We start from the raw sequence: 19,790 nt of genomic DNA on the forward strand, positions 1-19,790 counted from the left end.
TTAACAAATAGAAAATTAAAAATTTGCCTATGTAGCTCAGTTGGTAGAGCATCTGACTGTTAATCAGAGGGTCCTAGGTTCGAGCCCTAGCATAGGCGCCATATTTTTATATAATTAATAAATTTTTAATTAAGATTTTTAAATATTTTTTATTTTCAAAAATAATTCCAAATATTTTACATAAAATTAATTATTATTAAGAAAGGATTCTGAATATGGATTTAAATACTCAAAATAATAATAAAAAAGTTTTTGAAATTATTTTTGAAAATAACGTTTTAAGAGTTGAAACTGGCGAAATATCAAGACAAGCTAATGGTTCTGTAATGCTATTTTATAAAGATACTGTTATTTTAAGTGTTTCTGTTTGCGGAGAGAGAAAAAAATTTTTAAATTTTTTACCTTTAACTGTTAATTATCAAGAAAAATTATATGCTGCTGGTAAAATTCCTGGAGGTTTTTTAAGAAGAGAAGGAAAACCTTCTGATCAAGAAATTCTTTGTTCTCGTTTAATTGATCGTTCAATAAGACCTTTATTTTCTAAAAATTTTAAAAATGAAGTTCAGTTGATAAATATGGTTTTAAGTAGTGATCCGGATGGTAACAACGAAAATATTGCTTTATTTGGTAGTTCTTTAGCTTTATTAATTTCTGATATTCCTTTTTTTGAACCAGTTTCTAGTGTTTGTATTGGTAAGATTGGTGATAATTTAATTGTTAATCCTACAACATCTCAAAGAGAAAATTCTTCATTTTTTTTAATTTTATCAGGAACTAAAGATAGTTTAAATATGGTTGAAATGAGTTCTAAAGAAATTAGTGAAAATAATTTTTTAGAATCTATTAAATTTGGTCACGAAATTATCAAAAAACTTTGTTTATTTCAAACAGAAATTGCTAATAAAATCGGTAAAAAGAAAATGGAATTACCATTATATAGTTTTAATAAGTTATTAAAAACTGAAATTAAAGATCAATATTTTTCTAAAATAGAAATGATTTTAAAAAATAAAATCAATACTAATAATGTAAAAAAATCTGATATTTTAAAAAAATTAAAAGAAGATGTATTAGAAAATTATAAAGAAAAATTTTTAACTAATAAAAAAGATAATTTAAATTTATTAGATTTAGAAAATCAAAAATTATATTTAAATGAGGTTGAGATTATATTTGATTTTTTAGTTAGAAATATCATTAGAGAAACAATTTTGAAAGAAAATATTAGACCCGATGGAAGAAATTCTTCAGAAATTCGATCAATTACATCTCGTATTGATATTTTACCTAGAACTCATGGCTCAGCTTTATTTACTCGTGGTGGAACTCAAAGTTTAGCTATTGTTACTTTAGGAACTTTAAGAGAAAGTAAAATTATTGATGATTTATCAGATGAAGTTGATAAACGTTTTATGATTCATTATAATTTTCCTGCTTTTGCTGTTGGTTCAGTGGGTAGATATTTAGCTCCTAGTAGAAGAGAAATAGGACATGGTATGTTAGCAGAAAAAGCTTTAGAATGTGTTTTACCATCTGAAAATCATTTTCCTTATTCTATTCGTGTAGTTTCAGAAATTTTAGATTCAAATGGTTCATCTTCGCAAGCTAGTGTTTGTTCTTCTTCTATGGCCTTAATGTCTGCTGGAGTACCTTTAAAATCTTTAGTAGCTGGTATAGCTATGGGTTTGATTGTTGATAATATTGATAAAATAAAAAATTATACTATTTTAAGTGATATTGAAGGATTAGAAGATTATCAAGGTGATATAGATTTTAAAATTGCTGGTACTAAATTAGGTATTACAGCTTTACAATTAGATATTAAAATTAAAGGAATAACGTTAGAAATTTTTGAAAAAGTTTTAAAACAAGCAAAAAAAGATAGAATAAAGATTTTAAATGAAATGGAAAAAGTAATTAATAAGTCTCGAAATGAAGTTTCTAAATATGCTCCTAAAGTTAAAATGATTTTAATTAATCCAGAAAAAATACGTGATATTATTGGTAGCGGCGGTAAAATAATTAATCAAATTATTGAAAAACATGATAATGTTAAAATTGATATTATGCAAGATGGAAAAATTTATATTATGCATCAAAATATGGAAATTGTTGATTTAACAATTACTTATATAAAAAATTTTTTAAAAAAAATTAAAGTAGAAACTGTATATGAAGTTAAAATTTTACGTTTTGTTAGAGATAAAATGGATAAAACATTTGGAGCAATAGCAGAAATTTTTCCTGGTGTTGAAGGTTTTATTCATATTAGTAAATTAGAAAATTATAAAGTTGATAAAGTTGAAGATGTTTTGAAGATAGGTCAAGTTATTTTAGCGAAATGTATTAAAATTAATGAACGTGGCCAAATAGATTTATCTAAAAAAGATGTTTAAATAAAAAATATATAAATATTTAAAAATTTGTTAAAATTAAAATAGTTACCAAATTAATAGAAGGCGATCGAGGGTTAAAATTAATTTAAAAATAATTTTAATTTTAGGAAAGTCCATGTTAGCACATGTTTAAAGGAAGACATGTAGTGTTTGTGTCTAAGGAAAAAATAACTTAGAGTACCTTAAATTTATTATAGGTAACGGCTTTTTCAATTCTAAGGGCTATGAATAAAAATAATAGTTTACGAAAAGAAAAAATAAAGTGCCACAGAGACGAGATAATTATAAATAATTATGTGAAACGCGGTAAACCCCTCAAGCTAACAACCCAAAATTATGGTAGGGGCATATGAGAATTAATAGTTCCTTTTGAAAAAATAAATTTAATTCTTATACTATTTTTTTTAAAAAATAGAGATAAATGATCGCACTTGTTAAAAAACAGGAACAGAACATGGCTTATGCATATTATTTGGTACTTTTTATTATTTTTATATTTTATGATTTCAAAAAATAATATTATAGTTTGGATAAATTATATATGAATTTAAGAAAAGAAGAAAGAAATAAAAAAATTTATTTTTATTTTTATATTATTGGTAAAATTTTATCATTTATAGTAAACTTATTGATTATTATTGCTATAATTATATTTTTATATCAATTTAATAATAATAAATTATCTATTATGAGTGAAAATGAATTATTTTGGGTTGAAAAACATTTAATTAAAAATGAGACAAATACTTTAGAAGATATTCAAGGTTATGAAGATATAAAAATAGAAATGAAAAAATTACTTGAATTTGCCGAAGGAACAAGAGATGAATCAACTATTGAAAGAGGAATTTTACTATATGGACCTCCAGGCACTGGTAAAACATTTTTAGTTAAAGCTTTAGCTGGTTCAGTTCAAAAAAAAGGCATTGCAGATTTTTATTATTTTTCAGCTTCTTCTTTTCAAGAAAAATATGTAGGTGTTGGTGCTTCTAGAATTAGAAGTATTTTTGAAGTAGCTAAAGAAAGATCACAAAAAAATGGTCAAAAAGTTTACTTTATTTTTGTTGATGAAATTGATGCTCTTGGTAGAGATAGAGCTTTGGATGATACTAGTAAAAATGATTCTATTTTAAATGAATTATTAGTTCAATTAGATGGTTTTAATAATAATAATCAAAATGAACCTAAAGCAGTTTTTATTGCATCTACTAATAGAGAAAAATTATTAGATGAAGCTTTAACGCGGTCAGGGCGTTTAGGTAAAAAGATTAAAGTAGATTTACCTGATCAAAAAATGATTAAAGAAATTATTGAATATTTTATTCAAAAAGATGATTTGCTTCAAAAAATTTTTAATAATTTTAAAAATGAAAAAGATTATGAAACAAAAATAAAAGATTTATCTTCTTTTATGTTTAAATTTAAATTTAATCCTGCTCAAATAAATTCATTATTTAAAAATTTCAAATACTTATTATTAAAAGAAAACATAGAAGAAAAAAAATTTGATCAAATAATAGAAAAAATTTATGATTCAATTGATACAGTTATTTTAGGTCCTAAAACTTCTATATCATCATTAGAAAATAATGAAAAAGATAAAAAAATTTTAATTATTCATGAATTGGGTCATGCTTTTTTTGCTTTAATTAATCGTTATAGAGTTCAAAGAATTTCTTTAGAACAAAGAGGATCTGTTCAAGGATACACTATTAATTTTCCTGAAAAAGAAAATATTTTAAAAAATAAAACAGATTTTTTACAAGAAATTAAAATTGCTTTAGGTGGTAGAATTTTTGAAGAAATATTTAATGGTTCGGAAGAGGTTACCTTAGGATCTACTAATGATTTTCAACAAGCTTATCAAATAGCTTATTCTATGGTTACTGATTTAGGAATGTCAATAAATATAGAAGAAAGAGAAAAATTAAAAAACAATATTAAAAAAATTAATCAAGAAATTAATCAAGAAATTAATCAAGAAAAAGAAATAACAAATTTTGAAACTATTGTAGAAAAATTTGAAAAAAATTTAAAATTATATGGTTTACAAGATATTAAAAATATTGTTTTATATAATAAAAATTATGAATTAGCAAATAAATCAAATAAAGATATTCGTTCATCAGTTGAAGAAATTATTCAAATTTGTTATCTTCAAAACATAGTTGATTTTTATAATCGTATTCAAGAACAAACAATACAACAATCAGAAGCACAAAAAAATAAAATTATTGGAATAAAAAAATTATTAAATGATAAAATAAAAAAAGAAATATTGAACATATCGCCTTCTTTAAAAAATTTAAGTGAAAGTAAAATATCAAAAATTTTATTTAATACGGAATTATTTAAAAAAATTTAACATTAAAATAAAATAATATTGTTTTAAATCTTTAGATGATCAAAAATAAAATTAACCTTTTTTTATATTTTAAAAAATTTTTTTAAAAAAGACATTATAAAAACCTATAATATTTTAAAAATTATGGTAAAATTTATTGAGAAATGTTTTGAATTATTTTTATAATTTTAAAAAATATATTAATAGTTTAAATTTTTATTTGTTTTATTTAAGAGGTATTTTATGGTAAAAAAAAATATTTTGATTTGTAGTATTTGTTTAAATCGTAATTATAACACAAAAACCAATAGTATTTATGTTTCAAAACGTTTAATTCTAAAAAAATATTGTTCTAATTGCAATCGACATACTTTACATAAAGAAAATCAGTAGTAATTAAAAATAAAGAGAAAGGAAATATTATGTTTGTATGATATATAAAAAAAATGAAGAACAACAAAAAAATCAATTATTAGAAGTTATTGCAAACAAATATGACTGGAAAAATATTTTATTATTTTATGTTTCTTTTATTTTTATTGGTGTACTTTTAGATCAGAAAATTTATGAAAAAAATAAATTATTAGCTTATTTTTTATTCGGGTTTTCTTTTTTTAATTTTTTATTAGGAATTTATCCTTTTTTTAAGAGTTCTTTATTAAAAATAAAATATATTAGTTGGCCTTCTTTAAAAGATATTTTTTTTAATATTTTTTGTGTAATTTTATTTACTTTAATATTGATTTCTACGGTTTATTTATTTGATCAATTTATTCACTATATTTTAAAATATTTATTAACCTATAGGAAATAAACAATGATAAATTTAAAGAAAACGTTAGAAAAAGAAAAAGATAAAAATATTGAACAAGAAGCTAAATGGTATATTTTACAAACTTATTCTGGTTGTGAAAATTCTGTAAAAAATAATTTATTACAAGTAGCTGATAGTATGAATATGTTAGATTTAATTATTGAAGTTGTATCTCCTAAAGAAGTTTATACTGAAGTTAAAAATGATGGTAAAAAAAAAAAAAAAGAAAGACAGATTTATTCTGGTTATATTTTTATTAAAATGATTATGACTCAACGTTCTTTTTATTTAGTGAAAAATATTCCTAGAGTTAATGGTTTTTTAGGTTCTTTAAATAATCATACACAACCTGTTCCTTTAAGTGAAAAAGAAATAAAACCAATTTTAATGAGAATAGGTATGATTTCTAAAAGTGATTTTAATTATTTAAATGGTAAAAATGTAGAAATAATTTCTGGTTCTTTCTCGGGTCAAGTATGTAAAGTTTTACAAGTGGATAGTCAACAAGAAAAAGTGACTGTTGAAATTGATTTATTTGGACGTTCAACACCAATAGAAATTTATTTTTCTCAATTTAAAGAAATTAATTAAAATTTAATTAATATTTTTTTGATTAAAAACAAAATAATAAAAATTTTTATTAATAAAAAAAGGATGATATATATTATGGCTAAACAAGTTGTTAAAAAAATAAAACTGCAAATTTTAGCTGGAAAAGCTAATCCAGCTCCACCTGTAGGACCTGCTTTAGGTCAAGCTCAAGTTAATATTCCTTCTTTTTGTTCACAATTTAATGAAGCAACAAAAGATAAAATGGATTATTTGGTTACTGCAGTTATTTCTGTTTATAATGACAGAAGTTTTACTTTTATTGTAAAAACACCTACTGCAAGTAGTCTTTTAAAAAAATCTGCTAATATTAAATTAGGCTCTGCTAATTCAAATAAAAATAAAGTAGCAACTATTAAATTTGATAAAATTAAAGAAATAGCTACTTTAAAAATGCCAGATTTAAATGCTTATTCTTTAGAAAGTGCTTGTAAAATTATTGAAGGTACTGCTCGTAATATGGGAATTGTAGTTGAAGATTAATTAAGATATACAATAATGTATTTGATTTGTTTTATTTAAGAAAGGAATTGTATTAATGAAAAAAAGAGGAAAAAAATATTTATCAATTAAAACAATGGTTGATAAAAATAAATTATATTCTCTTCAAGAAGCTATTGAATTAATTAAACAAATTAGTACAGTTAAATTTAATGCTTCGGTTGATTGCTCTTTTAGGTTAAACATAAATCCTAATAAAGCTGATCAAAATATTAGAGGAGTTGTAGTTTTACCTCATGGAACTGGCAAAGTTTTAAAAGTAGCTGTTATTGCTAAAAGTAACGAAGATCAAGAAGCAGCTAAAAAAGCAGGAGCAGACTATGTTGGAGAAAAAGAAATAATCGATAAAATTTCTAAAAACTGGTTTGATTTTGATGTTTTAGTATCCACTCCAGAAATGATGCCACAATTATCCAAGTTAGGTCGTATTTTAGGTCCTAAAGGTTTAATGCCTAATCCTAAAACAGAAACTGTAACTAATGATGTTTTTAAAGCTGTTAAAGATATTAAAAATGGTAAAGTTGAATATCGTACAGATAAAACTGGTAATATCAACTTAATGATTGGCAAAATTTCTTTTTCTGAAAAACAAATTTTAGAAAATTTTAAAACTTTGTATGAAAATTTAATGTTTGCTAAACAAAATATAAAAAATTTACATATTAAAAATATTAGTATTTCAAGCACTATGTCACCTGGAGTTAGAATTAATCCAAATTTTGCTAATAAATAAAATTTATTACAAAATAAATAATGTATCAAAGAAAATAGTAATTTTAATAAATTTAATATTTCCTATTAAGGTAGATATTATTTAAAGTTTTATTTTTCTTATTTTCCTTTGTTGAAATATAATATTTTTTATTTAAAAAAATTGTAAAAAATATAAGGAGAAAGAACTTGAAATTAATTATTGCAGATAAAATAAAAGCTGTAGAACAATTGACTTATAAATTAAATCAAGCTAAAACTGTTATTGTTTTTGAATATACAGGACTACCTGTTAGTTTTTTTACAGAATTACGTTCTGAATTAAGAAGATTTGATTGTGAAATGAAAATATATACTAATAATGTTATGAAAAGAGCTGCTAAAGCTGCTAATTATAGTGATTTAATTTCTTGTTTTAAAGGTAATAAGGCTTTGGTTTATAGTTTAACAGATTTAATAAGTCCTGCTAAAATTATTTATGAATTTTCTAAGAAAAATTCTATGATTAAAATTATTTCTGGAATAATTGAAAATAAAGTAGCATCGTTTGATGAAATTAATTCTTTAGCTTCTTTACCTTCAAAAGAAATATTGTTAAATATGTTAGCTTCTGGTATGATGACACCATTAATTCAGTTATCAGCTTTTCTTTGCATGTTATCAAAAATAAAAAAATAGGAGAAATAAAAAAAAATGGCTAAATTAACAAAAAAAAATTTTATTGATTCTTTAAATGAAATGTCTTTATTAGAGGTTAAAGAATTAGTTGATGGTTTAAAAGAAGAATTTGGAATAGATCCAAATACTCTATTTGTACCTGGTTCAAATCAAGATAATAAAAAAACTCAAGTAGAAGAAAAGACAGAATTTTCAGTAATAGTTAAAGATTTTGGTGATAAAAGTAATAAAATTCCAATTATTAAATTATTAAAAGAAATTACCGGTTTGGGTTTATATGATATACAAAAATTATTAAATGATTCTGATGCTAAAATTCAAGAAAAAATTTCTAAAGAAAAAGCAGAAGAGATTAAAAATAAATTAGAGTTAATTGGAGCTGTTGTAGAAATTCAATAATTTTTTAGTTTTCGATATTTACTTTATTTTATAATATTTAAAATTTTATTTTATCTTTATTTAACCTTTTTATAAGGTTTAATTAAACATAAAACAAAATTTTTATTTTTTTAGATGATAAAAAAATTATCTGATTTATTTGTTTTAATAATAATTTAATAATTTATAGGAGTTTTTATATATGGAATATCGTAATATTAAATACGGCACGAAAACTGAACGTCGTAATTATTCAAAAATGAATTACGATATTGAATTACCAAATTTAATTGAAATTCAAACTAAATCTTTTGAATTATTTTTAAAAGAAGGTATTAAAAAAATATTGAAAGATATTTCCCCAATTGAAAGCAATAATGGTGATTTAAAATTATATTTTGATGATTTTTATTTAGAAAAACCTAAATATAACATTGAAGATGCAAAAAATAGAGATATTACTTATTATTCTCAATTATTTTCTAAAGCTAGATTAGAAAATGTTTTAACTAAAGAAACTAAAGAAAGTAATATTTTAATTACAGAATTGCCATTAATAACCCCCTCTGGTACTTTTATTATTAACGGAACTGAAAGAGTAGTAATTTCACAAATTGTTCGTTCTTCAGGTATTTATTTTACTAAAAAATTTGATTCTAAATTACGTTATTTAGCTCAATTAATTCCAACTCGTGGTGCTTGGATTGAATACGAACAAAGCAATAAAGATTTTTTATATGCTAAACTAGATCGTTCGAAAAAAATTCCTTTAAATAAATTTATTTGTTGTTTAGGTTTTGATACTAAAGAAAAAATTGAGTCTATTTTTGGATATAATAAATTTTTAGATTTATCTTTAAAAAAAGATCAAATTTTAAATATTAATGAAGCTATTATAGAATTATATTCTAAATTACATAGAGGTGAAAAAGTACCTGTTGATGTAGCAAGAGAATTTATTTTTTCTAAATTATTTTATTCTAAAAAATATGATTTATTATCTGTAGGAAGATATAAATTTAATCAAAAATTAGATGTTTTATTACGTGTTAAAAATACTTATTTAGCTAAAGATTTAATAGATCCAGAAACTAATGAAATATTTTTATCAAAAAACACTTTTTTAAATGAAGAAATAATTGAAAAATTAAAAAATAAACGTAATTATTTTACTTTTGAATTGGTTAATGCCGAAAATAATTTAGAAAATGAAATCAATGAAGAAATATTAACTTATGCTAAGTATAATAAAGATCAAACTTTTGAATTATATATGAAAGATAATATTATTAATTTAAAAACAGGAGAAATTTTAGTTGAAAAAGATACTTTAATAACTGAACAAGTTATTAATATTATTAGAAAAAACGAACAATTTATTCACGATAAAGTATCAAAATATTTTTTATGTAATATTATATATTTATATCAAAAACATAAAGAACGTAAAGGCGTTTTTAATGAAGTTTTAGAAGTTTATATTTTAGATAATTTAGGAAATCCTAAACCAACTATTAAAGTTATTGGTAATATACAGTCAGAAACAAAAAAACAACATATTACTGTTTCTGATATTATCGCAAGTATTAGTTATTATTTAAATCTTTATGAAGAAATAGGCAAAACGGATGATATTGATCATTTAGGTAATCGACGTTTACGTTTAATCGGAGAACTTTTAACTAATCAATTTCGATTAGGTTTAATTATTTCTGAAAAAAATATTAAAGATAAAATGTCTATTAGTAAATTTAATAATATTACCGTTAATAGTTTAGTTAATTTTACTTCCCTTTCGGCTATTATTAAAACTTTTTTTAATAGTTCTCGTTTATCTCATTTTATGGATCAAATAAATCCTTTAGCTGAATTAACTCAAAAGAGAAGGGTTTCAGCTTTAGGTACGGGTGGTATTGATCGTGATCGAGCAGGAATTGAAATTAGAGATATTAATAATTCTCATTATGCTAAATTATGTCCAATTGAAACTCCTGAAGGACCTTCTATTGGCTTGATTGCTTCTTTATCTACTTATGCTCAAGTGGATAAGTATTGTTTTATTCAAACTCCTTATTTAAAGGTAATAAAAAATGAACAAGGCAAACCTAAAGTTTCCGATCATATTGATTATTTAACTGCCGATCAAGAAGAAAAAGAGGTAATTGCTTCAGTTACTTATTTAAATTCTGATAATACTTTTAAAGAAAAAAAAATTATTGCCAGAAAAAATGGTGAAACAGGTTTACATGAAATAGATAAGATAACTTATATTGATGTTTCACCTAAACAAATTGTTTCTGTAGCTACTTCTTCTATTCCATTTTTAGAGCATAATGATGCTTCTCGTGCTTTAATGGGAGCTAATATGCAAAGACAAGCAGTGCCGCTTTTAATTCCTGAATCACCTATTGTAGGTACTGGCATTGAACATAGAATTGCTAAAGATTCTGGATGTTTAATATTGGCTAAATATAGCGGTTATGTAACTTATGCTGATGCTCAAAAAATTGTAATTATAGAAAAACCTAAAAAAACTATTAAAATTAATGATGAAATAATTTATAAAAATGAAGAAGAATTTAATTATGAAAAGGCTAAAATTTTATATAAAAAAAATGTTTTTAGTTGTCAAACTGAATATAAATTAATTAATTTTGCTAAATCTAATCAAGATACTTTAATTTTACAAAAACCCTTGGTTTTAGCTGGTGATTTTGTAAATAAAAATGATATTATTACTGATGGCCCAGCTACTTATAAAGAAGAATTAGCTTTGGGTAGAAATGTTACAGTAGCTTTTATGACTTGGGAAGGTTATAATTATGAAGATGCTATTATTTTATCTCAAGATTTGGTAATAAATGATGTTTATACTTCGGTTCATATTGATAAATATGAAATTCAAACAAGAGAATTAAAAAAAGGTGCTGGTATAGAACAAATTACTAGAGAAGTTCCTAATGTAAGTGCTGAAGCAATCAAAAATTTAGATGAAAGAGGAATTATTATTCCTGGTTCAGAAGTTAAAGAAGGAGATATTTTGGTTGGTAAGATTACTTCACAAGGTATGGTAGAACAAACAGCATATGAAAGATTAATTAATGTTATTATTGGTGAAAAATCTAGAGAACATAAAGATTCTTCTTTAAGAGTTCCTTGTGGTGAAGGTGGTATTGTTCAAAGTGTTAAATATTTTTCTAAAGAAAACAATGATATTTTACCTCCCGAAGTGAACGAAAATATTCGTGTTTATATTGCTAAAAAAAGAAAAATTAAAGAAGGCGACAAAATGGCAGGTAGACACGGTAATAAAGGAGTAATTTCTTTAATATTACCTAAGGAAGATTTACCTTATATGGAAGATGGTACTACTATAGATATTATTTTAAATCCTTTAGGTGTTCCAAGTAGAATGAACATTGGTCAAATTTTAGAAATTCATTTAGGAATTGCTGCTAAAAAACTTAATATTAAAGTTGCTACTCCAGTTTTTGATGGTGTTAATAATGATGATTTAAGAAAAATTATTAAAGAAGCAAATTTATCATTAGACGGTAAAATGACTTTATATGATGGTCGAACAGGAGAACCATTTGATAGTCCTATTTCTGTTGGGGTTATGTACATGATTAAATTATCACATATGGTTGAAGATAAATTACATTCTAGAAATATAGGACCCTATACACTTATGGCTCAACAGCCTATGGGTGGTAGAAATCAAAATGGTGGTCAAAGGTTTGGCGAAATGGAAGTTTGGTCACTTTATGCTTATGGAGCTGCTAATTCCTTACAAGAAATTTTAACTATTAAAAGTGATGATATTATTGGACGTCAAAAAACTTATAGTGCTATTACAAATGGATTACCACTTCCTAAACCTTCGATTCCAGAAAGTTTTAGGGTTTTTGCTAAAGAACTTCAAGCTTTAGGTTTATATGTTGAATTAATTAATTCTAAAACGAAAGAAAATGAAATATTAAAATCTTTAGTTGAAAACCAAAAGAAGGGTTCTAGTAATAATATATAATTATGTTAAAAAAAATAAAAATAAAAAATATTAATATTTCTGAGCGAATTATTAATAAATTAAAACTTTTAGGAATTAATTATTTAGAAGAATTTAATATTTTTAATTTAAATGATTTAAAAAATTTATTAAAAGAAGATTTTTCTAGTATTATACCAATATTAAAACAATATTCTTTACCTTCTGATTTTAAAAATTTACATTTAGAACAATTAGTTATAGAAAAACTTTATGATAATGGTATTACAGATTTTAGTTCTTTAATTTTAACTTCTAAAGAGGTTTTAGGTAAAATATTTTATAATGATTTAGATGCAATAGAAAATCTAAATAATTTATTTATTTTATATGGAATTGATACTATTAAATTTTCTTCACAATCTGATTTATTATCTAATTCTAAAAAAAATAATTCTAATAGAAATTATAAGCATTTTAAAATTCGTTTATCTTCTAGTGATGAAATTAGACAGTGGTCTTATGGCGAAATTGTTAATTATGAAACTATTAATTATCGTACTTCAAAACCGGAAATTGGTGGTCTTTTTTGTCAAAAAATTTTTGGTCCAGTAAAAGATTTTCAATGTATTTGCGCTAAAAAACAAATTGTTAACAAAGGGCAAATTTGTTCAAGATGTAATGTAGAATTCACTGAATCAAAAGTTAGAAGAGAAAGAATGGCACATATTGAATTAGCCACACCTGTAGTACATACTTGGTATTTTAACAATTCACCTAGTCGTTTATCTATTTTATTAGGTATTAAAGCAAAAGAAATTGAAGAAATAGTTTACTATATGTCTTATGTTGTAATTGAACCCGGAAAATCTTCATTAAATAAAAAACAAATTATTTCTGAGATGGAGTACAATAATTATTCTGAATATTTTAGTAATAGTTTCGTTGCTTTAACTGGAGCAATTGCAATTAAAACAATGTTACAAGCTTTAGATTTAGAAAAAAATATAAAAATTTTACGTAGAAATCTTAAAATAGTTCCTAAACCTAAAAGAAACGCTATTATCAAAAGGTTAAAAATTTTTGAAGATTTTAATAAATCAGAAAATAAACCAGAGTGGATGGTTATGGATGTTATTCCTGTACTTCCTTGTGGTTTAAGACAAATGGTTCCTTTAGACGGTGGTCGTTTTGCTACTACTGATTCAAATGACTTATATAGAAGAATTTTAAATCGTAATAGTCGTTTAAAAAAGCAATTGCAACAAAAAGCGCCTAAATTAATTATTAAAAATGAAAAAAGAATGTTGCAAGAGGCTGTAGATGCTTTGTTTGATAATACTAAGCCTAATAAAAAAAATTATTCTAATATTAATAGAAATAAAACTTTAAAACCTTTATCAGAAACATTAAGAGGTAAAACTGGTCGTTTTCGTCAAAATCTTTTAGGTAAAAGAGTTGATTATTCTGGACGTTCAGTAATTATAGTTGATCCTCATTTAAAGATGCATCAATGTGGTATTCCAAGACAAATGGCAGTAATTTTATTTAAACCTTTTGTTTTAAGAAAATTACAACAACAAGGTATTGATAAAACTAACATTGTTCATATTTATGATAGAATGGATGAACAGGTATGGAAAGCTTTAGAAGAAGTAGTAAAAGAACATCCAGTACTATTAAATAGAGCTCCAACTTTACATCGTTTAGGAATACAAGCTTTTGAACCAAAATTAATTGATGGTAAAGCAATTCGTTTACATCCTTTAGTAACACCAGCATTTAATGCTGATTTTGATGGTGATCAAATGGCAGTATATTTACCTCTTTCTCTAGAAGCACAAGCAGAAGCTCGTTTATTAATGTTGATGTCTAATAATATTTTAGACCCTAAAAATGGTAGTCCAGTTGTAACTCCATCGCAAGATATGGTTTTAGGTAATTATTATTTAACTATTGAAGAAAAAAAAAGCCGTATTTTAGAAGGTGGTTTTAATATTGAACAAAAAAATAAAGAACATCAACATAAACATCGTAATGAAGGCAAATTTTTTAATAATTTACAAGAAGCTGAAATTGCTTTTGAAAAAAAAGAAATTGCTTTACATACAAGAATAATTGTAAAACCTAGCGGTATTAATTCTAATTTTACGGATGAACAAAAAGAAAAATATTTAGTTACTACTTTAGGAAAAATGATTTTTAATAATATTTTACCTTCAAATTTCCCTTATATTAATGAACCTACTAATTATAATTTAGAAATTCAAACTCCTGATTGTTATTTTATTAATAGAGGCGTTGAACCGAAAAAAGTTTTAAATGATATTCCGATTCCAAGTCCTTTTAAAAAGAAATTTTTATCTATGGTAATTAATATATTTTTTAAAAAGATGCCCATTATTGAAACTTCTAAAATGTTAGATGATATTAAATCTTTAGGTTTTAAATATTCTACATTAGCAGGTATTACCATTTCTTTTGAAGATATAAATATTTATTCAAAAAAGAAAGAATTATTAGAAAAAAAAGAAGAAAATATTATTAAAATTGAAGAATGGTATGAAAATGGTCTTTTAACTAGTTATGAACGTAAAAATTTAGTTATTAAAGAATGGAAAGAAGTTCGAGATCAGATTCAAGAAGGTTTAATGGATGATTTAAAACAAGATAATCATGTTTTTATGATGAGTGATAGTGGAGCACGTGGAAGCATTTCTAATTTTACTCAATTAATGGGTATGAGAGGTTTAATGAATAATCCTAAAGGCGAAATTATTGAAGTTCCAGTAAAGACTTCTTTTATAGAAGGATTAACTGTATCAGAATTTTTTATTTCTACTCATGGAGCTCGTAAAGGTTCAACTGATACTGCTTTAAAAACAGCTGAATCTGGATATTTAACTCGTCGTTTGGTGGATGTCGCTCAAGATATTATTATAATTAAAGATGATTGTGGAAGTGAGTTAGGTTTTGAAGTTGAAGCTATTAAAAATGATGGTAAGGAAATTATATCTTTGCACGATCGTATATTAGGTCGCTTTTTAAGTAAAGATATTTTACATCCTCAAAGTAAAAAAATTATTTTTTATAGAAATCAATTGGTTAATGAAGATATTTGTAATAAAATTATTAATTTAGGAATTAATAAAGTAGAAATCAGAAGTATTTTAAATTGTAATTGTCCACGTGGAGTTTGTATTAAAGATTATGGTATAAATTTAGCTACTAATAAAATAGTAGAAATAGGTGAAGCAGTAGGTGTTATTGCTGCTCAATCTATTGGTGAACCCGGTACACAATTAACTATGAGAACTTTTCATACCGGCGGTGTTGCTTCGGTTTCTGATATTACTCAAGGTTTACCAAGAATTCAAGAATTATTTGAAGTAAGAAAACCTAAAGGTAAAGCTATTATTAGTGAATTAAAAGGTAAAGTTAAAAATATTGAAAAAATAAGAACTTCAAATCCCGAAATCGTAATTTTATCTGATGATGAAGAACAAGAAGTACGTTATATTTTGGATATTAATTCTGAAATTTTAGTTCATAAAGGTATGAAAATAAAATCTGGTCAAAAATTAACTTCTGGTTCTATTGATTTAAAAGAATTATTAAGAGCAACGAATATTGTAGAAACTCAAAAATATATTTTAGAAGAAGTGCAAAGTGTTTATCGAACACAAAATGTGTCTATCAGTGATAAACATATTGAAATTATAATTCATAAAATGTTAACTCATTTATTAATAATTTATGAAGGAGATACTGATTTATTACCAGGTTCGGAAATTAATATTCAAAAATTTAAAAAAACTAACCTCGAAATGTTAAAACAAAATAAATCTTTAGCAGCTGGAAAACCAATATTGTTAGGCATTACAAGTTCTTCTTTAAAAAGTGAATCTTTTTTATCTGCAGCATCTTTTCAAACTGCTACTAAAATTTTAATTGATGCAGCTATTAGAGGCAAAGTTGATCGTTTAGAAGGTTTAAAAGAAAATGTTATTGTAGGTGGTTTAATACCTGCTGGAACTGGTATTTTAGAAGCTTCTAGTTTTGAATATAAATCTTCAAATTCTATAGAAGATAATTAGTAAATATTAAAATTATAATTTTTTTCAAAAATAAAAAAATAATTTAATTTTTAAAATATATTTTATTTTTATATTTTTTAAGATTAAATTATTGACTTTTTTTAATAAATGTTTATAATTATATATAATTATAATGATAAAATTATATATTTCTAAATTTAAAGTTAAAAATATTCAATTTTAGAAAGGAGTAAATTGTGCCTACTATTTCGCAATTAATTAGAAAAAGACGAGTTGATAAAATTGTCAAAACTAAAGCACCATCTTTAAGTTATGGTTTTAATAATTTAAAAAACAAAGTTAAAAAATATAAATCTCCTCAAAAAAGTGGGGTTTGTATTCGAGTAACAACAATGACGCCTAAAAAACCTAATTCTGCTTTACGTAAATACGCTAGAGTTCGTTTAAGTAATGGTACCGAAGTTAATGCTTATATTCCAGGAATTGGTCATACTTTACAAGAACATAGTGTAGTTTTAATACGCGGTGGTCGTGTTAAAGATTTACCTGGTGTACGTTATCATATAATTAGAGGAATATTAGATGCTAAAGGTGTTATTAATCGTAAACAAAGTCGTTCTAAATATGGTTCTAAAAAAAATAAAAATTAAAAATTATTAAAAATTTAAATATAAAAAAAGAAAATAGGTGAATAAACTTAACATGCCACGTAAGAAAAGTATAAATAAACGCGATGTTTTACCTGATGTTTTTTATAATTCTAAGTTAGTTACTAAAACTATTAATACTATTATGAAAGATGGTAAAAAAGAAACTGCTCAAACTATTTTGTATGGAGCTTTTAATAAGGTAAAAGAAATTACTCAACGTGAACCTATTGTTGTTTTTAATGAAGCTTTAAAAAATATTATGCCTGAATTGGAAGTTCGTTCTAGACGTATAGGTGGTCAAAAATATCAAATTCCCTCTGAAGTTCGTCCTGAAAGAAGACAATCTTTAGGTTTAAGATGGTTAGTGCAATTTGCTCAAAAACGTAATGAAAAAACAATGCAACAAAAACTTGCTAAAGAAATTATTGATGCTGCTTCTGGTAATGGTTTAGCAGTAAAAAAAAGAGAAGAAATACATCGTATGGCTGAGGCTAATAAATCTTTTGCGCATTATCGTTGGTAATTTATAAATAAGGAATTAAACTAAGGAGAAAAAAATGCCTCGTAAATTTCCTATGGAAAAAACACGTAATATTGGTATTATGGCTCATATTGATGCAGGAAAAACTACTACAACAGAAAGAATTTTGTTTCATACTGGTAAGATTCATAAAATTGGTGAAACTCACGATGGTGATTCACAAATGGATTGGATGAAACAAGAACAAGAAAGAGGAATCACTATTACTTCTGCTGCAACTACTGCTTTTTGGAAAGAACATAGAATTAATATTATTGATACTCCAGGTCATGTTGATTTTACTGTTGAGGTTTCGAGATCATTAAGAGTTTTAGATGGTGCGGTAACAGTTATAGATGCTAAAGCTGGAGTTGAACCTCAAACAGAAACTGTTTGGCGTCAAGCTACTGAATATAAAGTACCAAGAATTATTTTTGTTAATAAAATGGATAAAATTGGTGCTAGTTTTGATTACGCTGTTAAAACTTTACATCAAAGATTAGGTATTAATGCTGCTCCTATTCAATTACCTATAGGTTCAGAAAATGAATTTAAAGGTATAATCGATTTATTAGAAATGACTGGAGTCGAGTTTTTAGGTACCCCAGATGAAAAATTTAAAACTATTGAAATTCCAGATTATATGCAAAAATTAGCTCAAAGCAAAAGAATAGAATTAATTGAAAAAATGGCTAATTATGATGAAGAATTAATGATGGATTATTTGAATGGTAAAGAAATTACTGTTGAAAAATTAAAAAATGTGATTAGACAAGCTACTTTAAAAGCTGATTTTTTTCCAGTTTTATGTGGTTCAGCTTTTAAAAATAAGGGAGTTAAAAAAATATTAGATGCTATTATTGATTATTTACCTTCTCCTATAGATGTTTCTTCGATAGTGGGTTGTAATTTTGAAAATAAAGAAATTATTAGAAAAACTTCAGACGATGAACCTTTTACTGCTTTAGCTTTTAAAGTTATGACTGATCCTTATGTAGGTAAATTAACTTTTTTTCGTGTTTATGCTGGTACAATAAAAACAGGTTCTTATATTACTAATGCCACTAAACAAGTTAAAGAACGATTAGGACGTTTGTTACAAATGCATGCTAATTCTAGAGAAGAAATTAAGGAAGTATATGCGGGTGATATTGTTGCAGCAGTAGGTTTAAAAAATACTACAACCGGTGATACTTTAACTTCAATAAATAATGATATTATTTTAGAATCTATGAATTTTCCTGAACCAGTAATAGAAATTGCTATTGAGCCAAAAACTAAAGCTGATCAAGATAAAATTGGAATCGCTTTATCTAAATTATCTGAAGAAGATCCTACTTTTAAAATTTATACTAATCGTGAAACTGGTCAAACTATTATAGCAGGTATGGGTGAGTTACATTTAGAAATTATTTTAGATCGTTTAAAAACTGAATTTAAAGTAGAAGCTAATGTAAATCAACCTCAAGTAGCTTATCGTGAAACTTTAACAAAAATTTCTACTATGGAAGGGAAATTTATTCGTCAGTCAGGCGGAAGAGGTCAATACGGACATGTTGTTATTTGTTTTGAACCTAACCCAGATAAAGGTAACGAATTTGTTAATAAAATTGTAGGTGGAGTTATTCCTAAAGAATATATTCCGGCAGTTAAAAAAGGATTAGAAGAATCTTTATCAAATGGTATTTTAGCGGGTTTTCCTTTAATAGATGTTAAGGCAACTTTAATTGATGGTTCATATCATGATGTAGATTCTTCTGAAATAGCTTTTAAAATTGCTGCTTCTATGGCTTTAAAACAAACCAAAAATGAAGGTAATCCTGTTATTTTAGAACCTATTATGGAAGTTGAAATTATTACTCCTAATGATTATATTGGAAATGTAATTGGTGATTTAACTTCTAGAAGGGGAAAATTAGAAAATCAAGATTCTAGGGAAAATACTATTATTATTAAAGCACTAGTTCCTCTTTCTGAAATGTTTGGTTATGCTACTATTTTACGTTCTAATACTCAAGGTAGAGCTAGTTTCATTATGAAATTTTTAAAATATGAAAAGGCACCTAAAAATATTACTGAAGAAATTATTAAAAAACGCAATTGAATTATAAAAATATATTAAAATAAATATGATTATGAATAT

General features: G+C 24.3%; 14 protein-coding genes, 1 tRNA gene and 1 other RNA gene. All 16 read left to right on the plus strand.

Translation table 11 applies throughout. The features are described from left to right. Window positions 1-25 precede the first annotated feature (25 nt). Window positions 26-101 (plus strand) — tRNA-Asn (locus ACLHHF_RS01560). A 114-nt stretch (window positions 102-215) separates the two neighbouring features. Continuing rightward, window positions 216-2,396 carry a polyribonucleotide nucleotidyltransferase gene (locus ACLHHF_RS01565; protein WP_411308078.1) on the plus strand — a complete coding sequence of 727 codons (2,181 nt, stop codon included), beginning with the start codon at window positions 216-218 and terminating at the stop codon, window positions 2,394-2,396. Window positions 2,397-2,451: 55 nt separating this feature from the next. Continuing rightward, an RNA gene (rnpB, locus tag ACLHHF_RS01570) (RNase P RNA component class B) lies at window positions 2,452-2,863 on the plus strand. A 74-nt stretch (window positions 2,864-2,937) separates the two neighbouring features. Further along, window positions 2,938-4,761 (plus strand): AAA family ATPase, encoded by a 1,824-nt coding sequence (locus ACLHHF_RS01575; protein ID WP_411308079.1) that lies wholly within the window; start codon window positions 2,938-2,940, stop codon window positions 4,759-4,761. Window positions 4,762-4,983: 222 nt separating this feature from the next. Beyond that, on the plus strand, window positions 4,984-5,133 hold the full coding sequence (gene rpmG, locus ACLHHF_RS01580; protein WP_411308080.1) for a 50S ribosomal protein L33: 150 nt from the start codon (window positions 4,984-4,986) through the stop codon (window positions 5,131-5,133). Window positions 5,134-5,170: 37 nt separating this feature from the next. Further along, on the plus strand, window positions 5,171-5,554 hold the full coding sequence (gene secE / locus ACLHHF_RS01585) for a preprotein translocase subunit SecE (RefSeq protein ID WP_411308081.1): 384 nt from the start codon (window positions 5,171-5,173) through the stop codon (window positions 5,552-5,554). Window positions 5,555-5,557: 3 nt separating this feature from the next. Then, entirely contained in the window at window positions 5,558-6,145 is a 588-nt protein-coding gene (gene nusG, locus ACLHHF_RS01590) for a transcription termination/antitermination protein NusG (RefSeq protein ID WP_411308082.1), read from the plus strand. 75 nt (window positions 6,146-6,220) lie between these two features. Continuing rightward, window positions 6,221-6,646, plus strand: a complete 426-nt coding sequence (gene rplK, locus ACLHHF_RS01595) for a 50S ribosomal protein L11 (RefSeq protein ID WP_411308083.1) — start codon at window positions 6,221-6,223, stop codon at window positions 6,644-6,646. Window positions 6,647-6,701: 55 nt separating this feature from the next. Then, a complete protein-coding gene (gene rplA / locus ACLHHF_RS01600) occupies window positions 6,702-7,397 on the plus strand; it encodes a 50S ribosomal protein L1 (protein WP_411308084.1) in 696 nt (231 codons plus the stop codon). 167 nt (window positions 7,398-7,564) lie between these two features. Then, window positions 7,565-8,053 carry a 50S ribosomal protein L10 gene (gene rplJ, locus ACLHHF_RS01605; RefSeq protein WP_411308085.1) on the plus strand — a complete coding sequence of 163 codons (489 nt, stop codon included), beginning with the start codon at window positions 7,565-7,567 and terminating at the stop codon, window positions 8,051-8,053. 15 nt (window positions 8,054-8,068) lie between these two features. Next, a complete protein-coding gene (gene rplL, locus ACLHHF_RS01610; protein ID WP_411308086.1) occupies window positions 8,069-8,452 on the plus strand; it encodes a 50S ribosomal protein L7/L12 in 384 nt (127 codons plus the stop codon). 181 nt (window positions 8,453-8,633) lie between these two features. Next, window positions 8,634-12,461, plus strand: coding sequence for a DNA-directed RNA polymerase subunit beta (gene rpoB / locus ACLHHF_RS01615; protein ID WP_411308087.1), 3,828 nt, complete (start codon window positions 8,634-8,636; stop codon window positions 12,459-12,461). Between the two features lie 2 nt (window positions 12,462-12,463). After that, on the plus strand, window positions 12,464-16,516 hold the full coding sequence (rpoC, locus tag ACLHHF_RS01620) for a DNA-directed RNA polymerase subunit beta' (RefSeq protein ID WP_411308088.1): 4,053 nt from the start codon (window positions 12,464-12,466) through the stop codon (window positions 16,514-16,516). Window positions 16,517-16,713: 197 nt separating this feature from the next. Next, window positions 16,714-17,127, plus strand: coding sequence for a 30S ribosomal protein S12 (gene rpsL, locus ACLHHF_RS01625; protein ID WP_411308089.1), 414 nt, complete (start codon window positions 16,714-16,716; stop codon window positions 17,125-17,127). A 52-nt stretch (window positions 17,128-17,179) separates the two neighbouring features. Continuing rightward, window positions 17,180-17,650 carry a 30S ribosomal protein S7 gene (gene rpsG / locus ACLHHF_RS01630; RefSeq protein WP_411308090.1) on the plus strand — a complete coding sequence of 157 codons (471 nt, stop codon included), beginning with the start codon at window positions 17,180-17,182 and terminating at the stop codon, window positions 17,648-17,650. 34 nt (window positions 17,651-17,684) lie between these two features. Then, window positions 17,685-19,751, plus strand: coding sequence for an elongation factor G (gene fusA, locus ACLHHF_RS01635; RefSeq protein ID WP_411308091.1), 2,067 nt, complete (start codon window positions 17,685-17,687; stop codon window positions 19,749-19,751). Window positions 19,752-19,790 lie beyond the last annotated feature (39 nt).

It is taken from the genome of Candidatus Phytoplasma pyri (genome assembly GCF_046600495.1).
GTDB lineage: Bacteria > Bacillota_I > Bacilli_A > Acholeplasmatales > Acholeplasmataceae > Phytoplasma > Phytoplasma pyri.

What these genes read in the sequence shown, in the direction of transcription:
- ACLHHF_RS01565 (WP_411308078.1), top strand. Translation starts at nt 216, where the DNA reads ATGGATTTAAATACTCAAAATAATAATAAAAAAGTTTTTGAAATTATT.
- ACLHHF_RS01575 (WP_411308079.1), top strand. Translation starts at nt 2,938, where the DNA reads ATGAATTTAAGAAAAGAAGAAAGAAATAAAAAAATTTATTTTTATTTT.
- rpmG (WP_411308080.1), top strand. Translation starts at nt 4,984, where the DNA reads ATGGTAAAAAAAAATATTTTGATTTGTAGTATTTGTTTAAATCGTAAT.
- secE (WP_411308081.1), top strand. Translation starts at nt 5,171, where the DNA reads ATGATATATAAAAAAAATGAAGAACAACAAAAAAATCAATTATTAGAA.
- nusG (WP_411308082.1), top strand. Translation starts at nt 5,558, where the DNA reads ATGATAAATTTAAAGAAAACGTTAGAAAAAGAAAAAGATAAAAATATT.
- rplK (WP_411308083.1), top strand. Translation starts at nt 6,221, where the DNA reads ATGGCTAAACAAGTTGTTAAAAAAATAAAACTGCAAATTTTAGCTGGA.
- rplA (WP_411308084.1), top strand. Translation starts at nt 6,702, where the DNA reads ATGAAAAAAAGAGGAAAAAAATATTTATCAATTAAAACAATGGTTGAT.
- rplL (WP_411308086.1), top strand. Translation starts at nt 8,069, where the DNA reads ATGGCTAAATTAACAAAAAAAAATTTTATTGATTCTTTAAATGAAATG.
- rpoB (WP_411308087.1), top strand. Translation starts at nt 8,634, where the DNA reads ATGGAATATCGTAATATTAAATACGGCACGAAAACTGAACGTCGTAAT.
- rpoC (WP_411308088.1), top strand. Translation starts at nt 12,464, where the DNA reads ATGTTAAAAAAAATAAAAATAAAAAATATTAATATTTCTGAGCGAATT.
- rpsG (WP_411308090.1), top strand. Translation starts at nt 17,180, where the DNA reads ATGCCACGTAAGAAAAGTATAAATAAACGCGATGTTTTACCTGATGTT.
- fusA (WP_411308091.1), top strand. Translation starts at nt 17,685, where the DNA reads ATGCCTCGTAAATTTCCTATGGAAAAAACACGTAATATTGGTATTATG.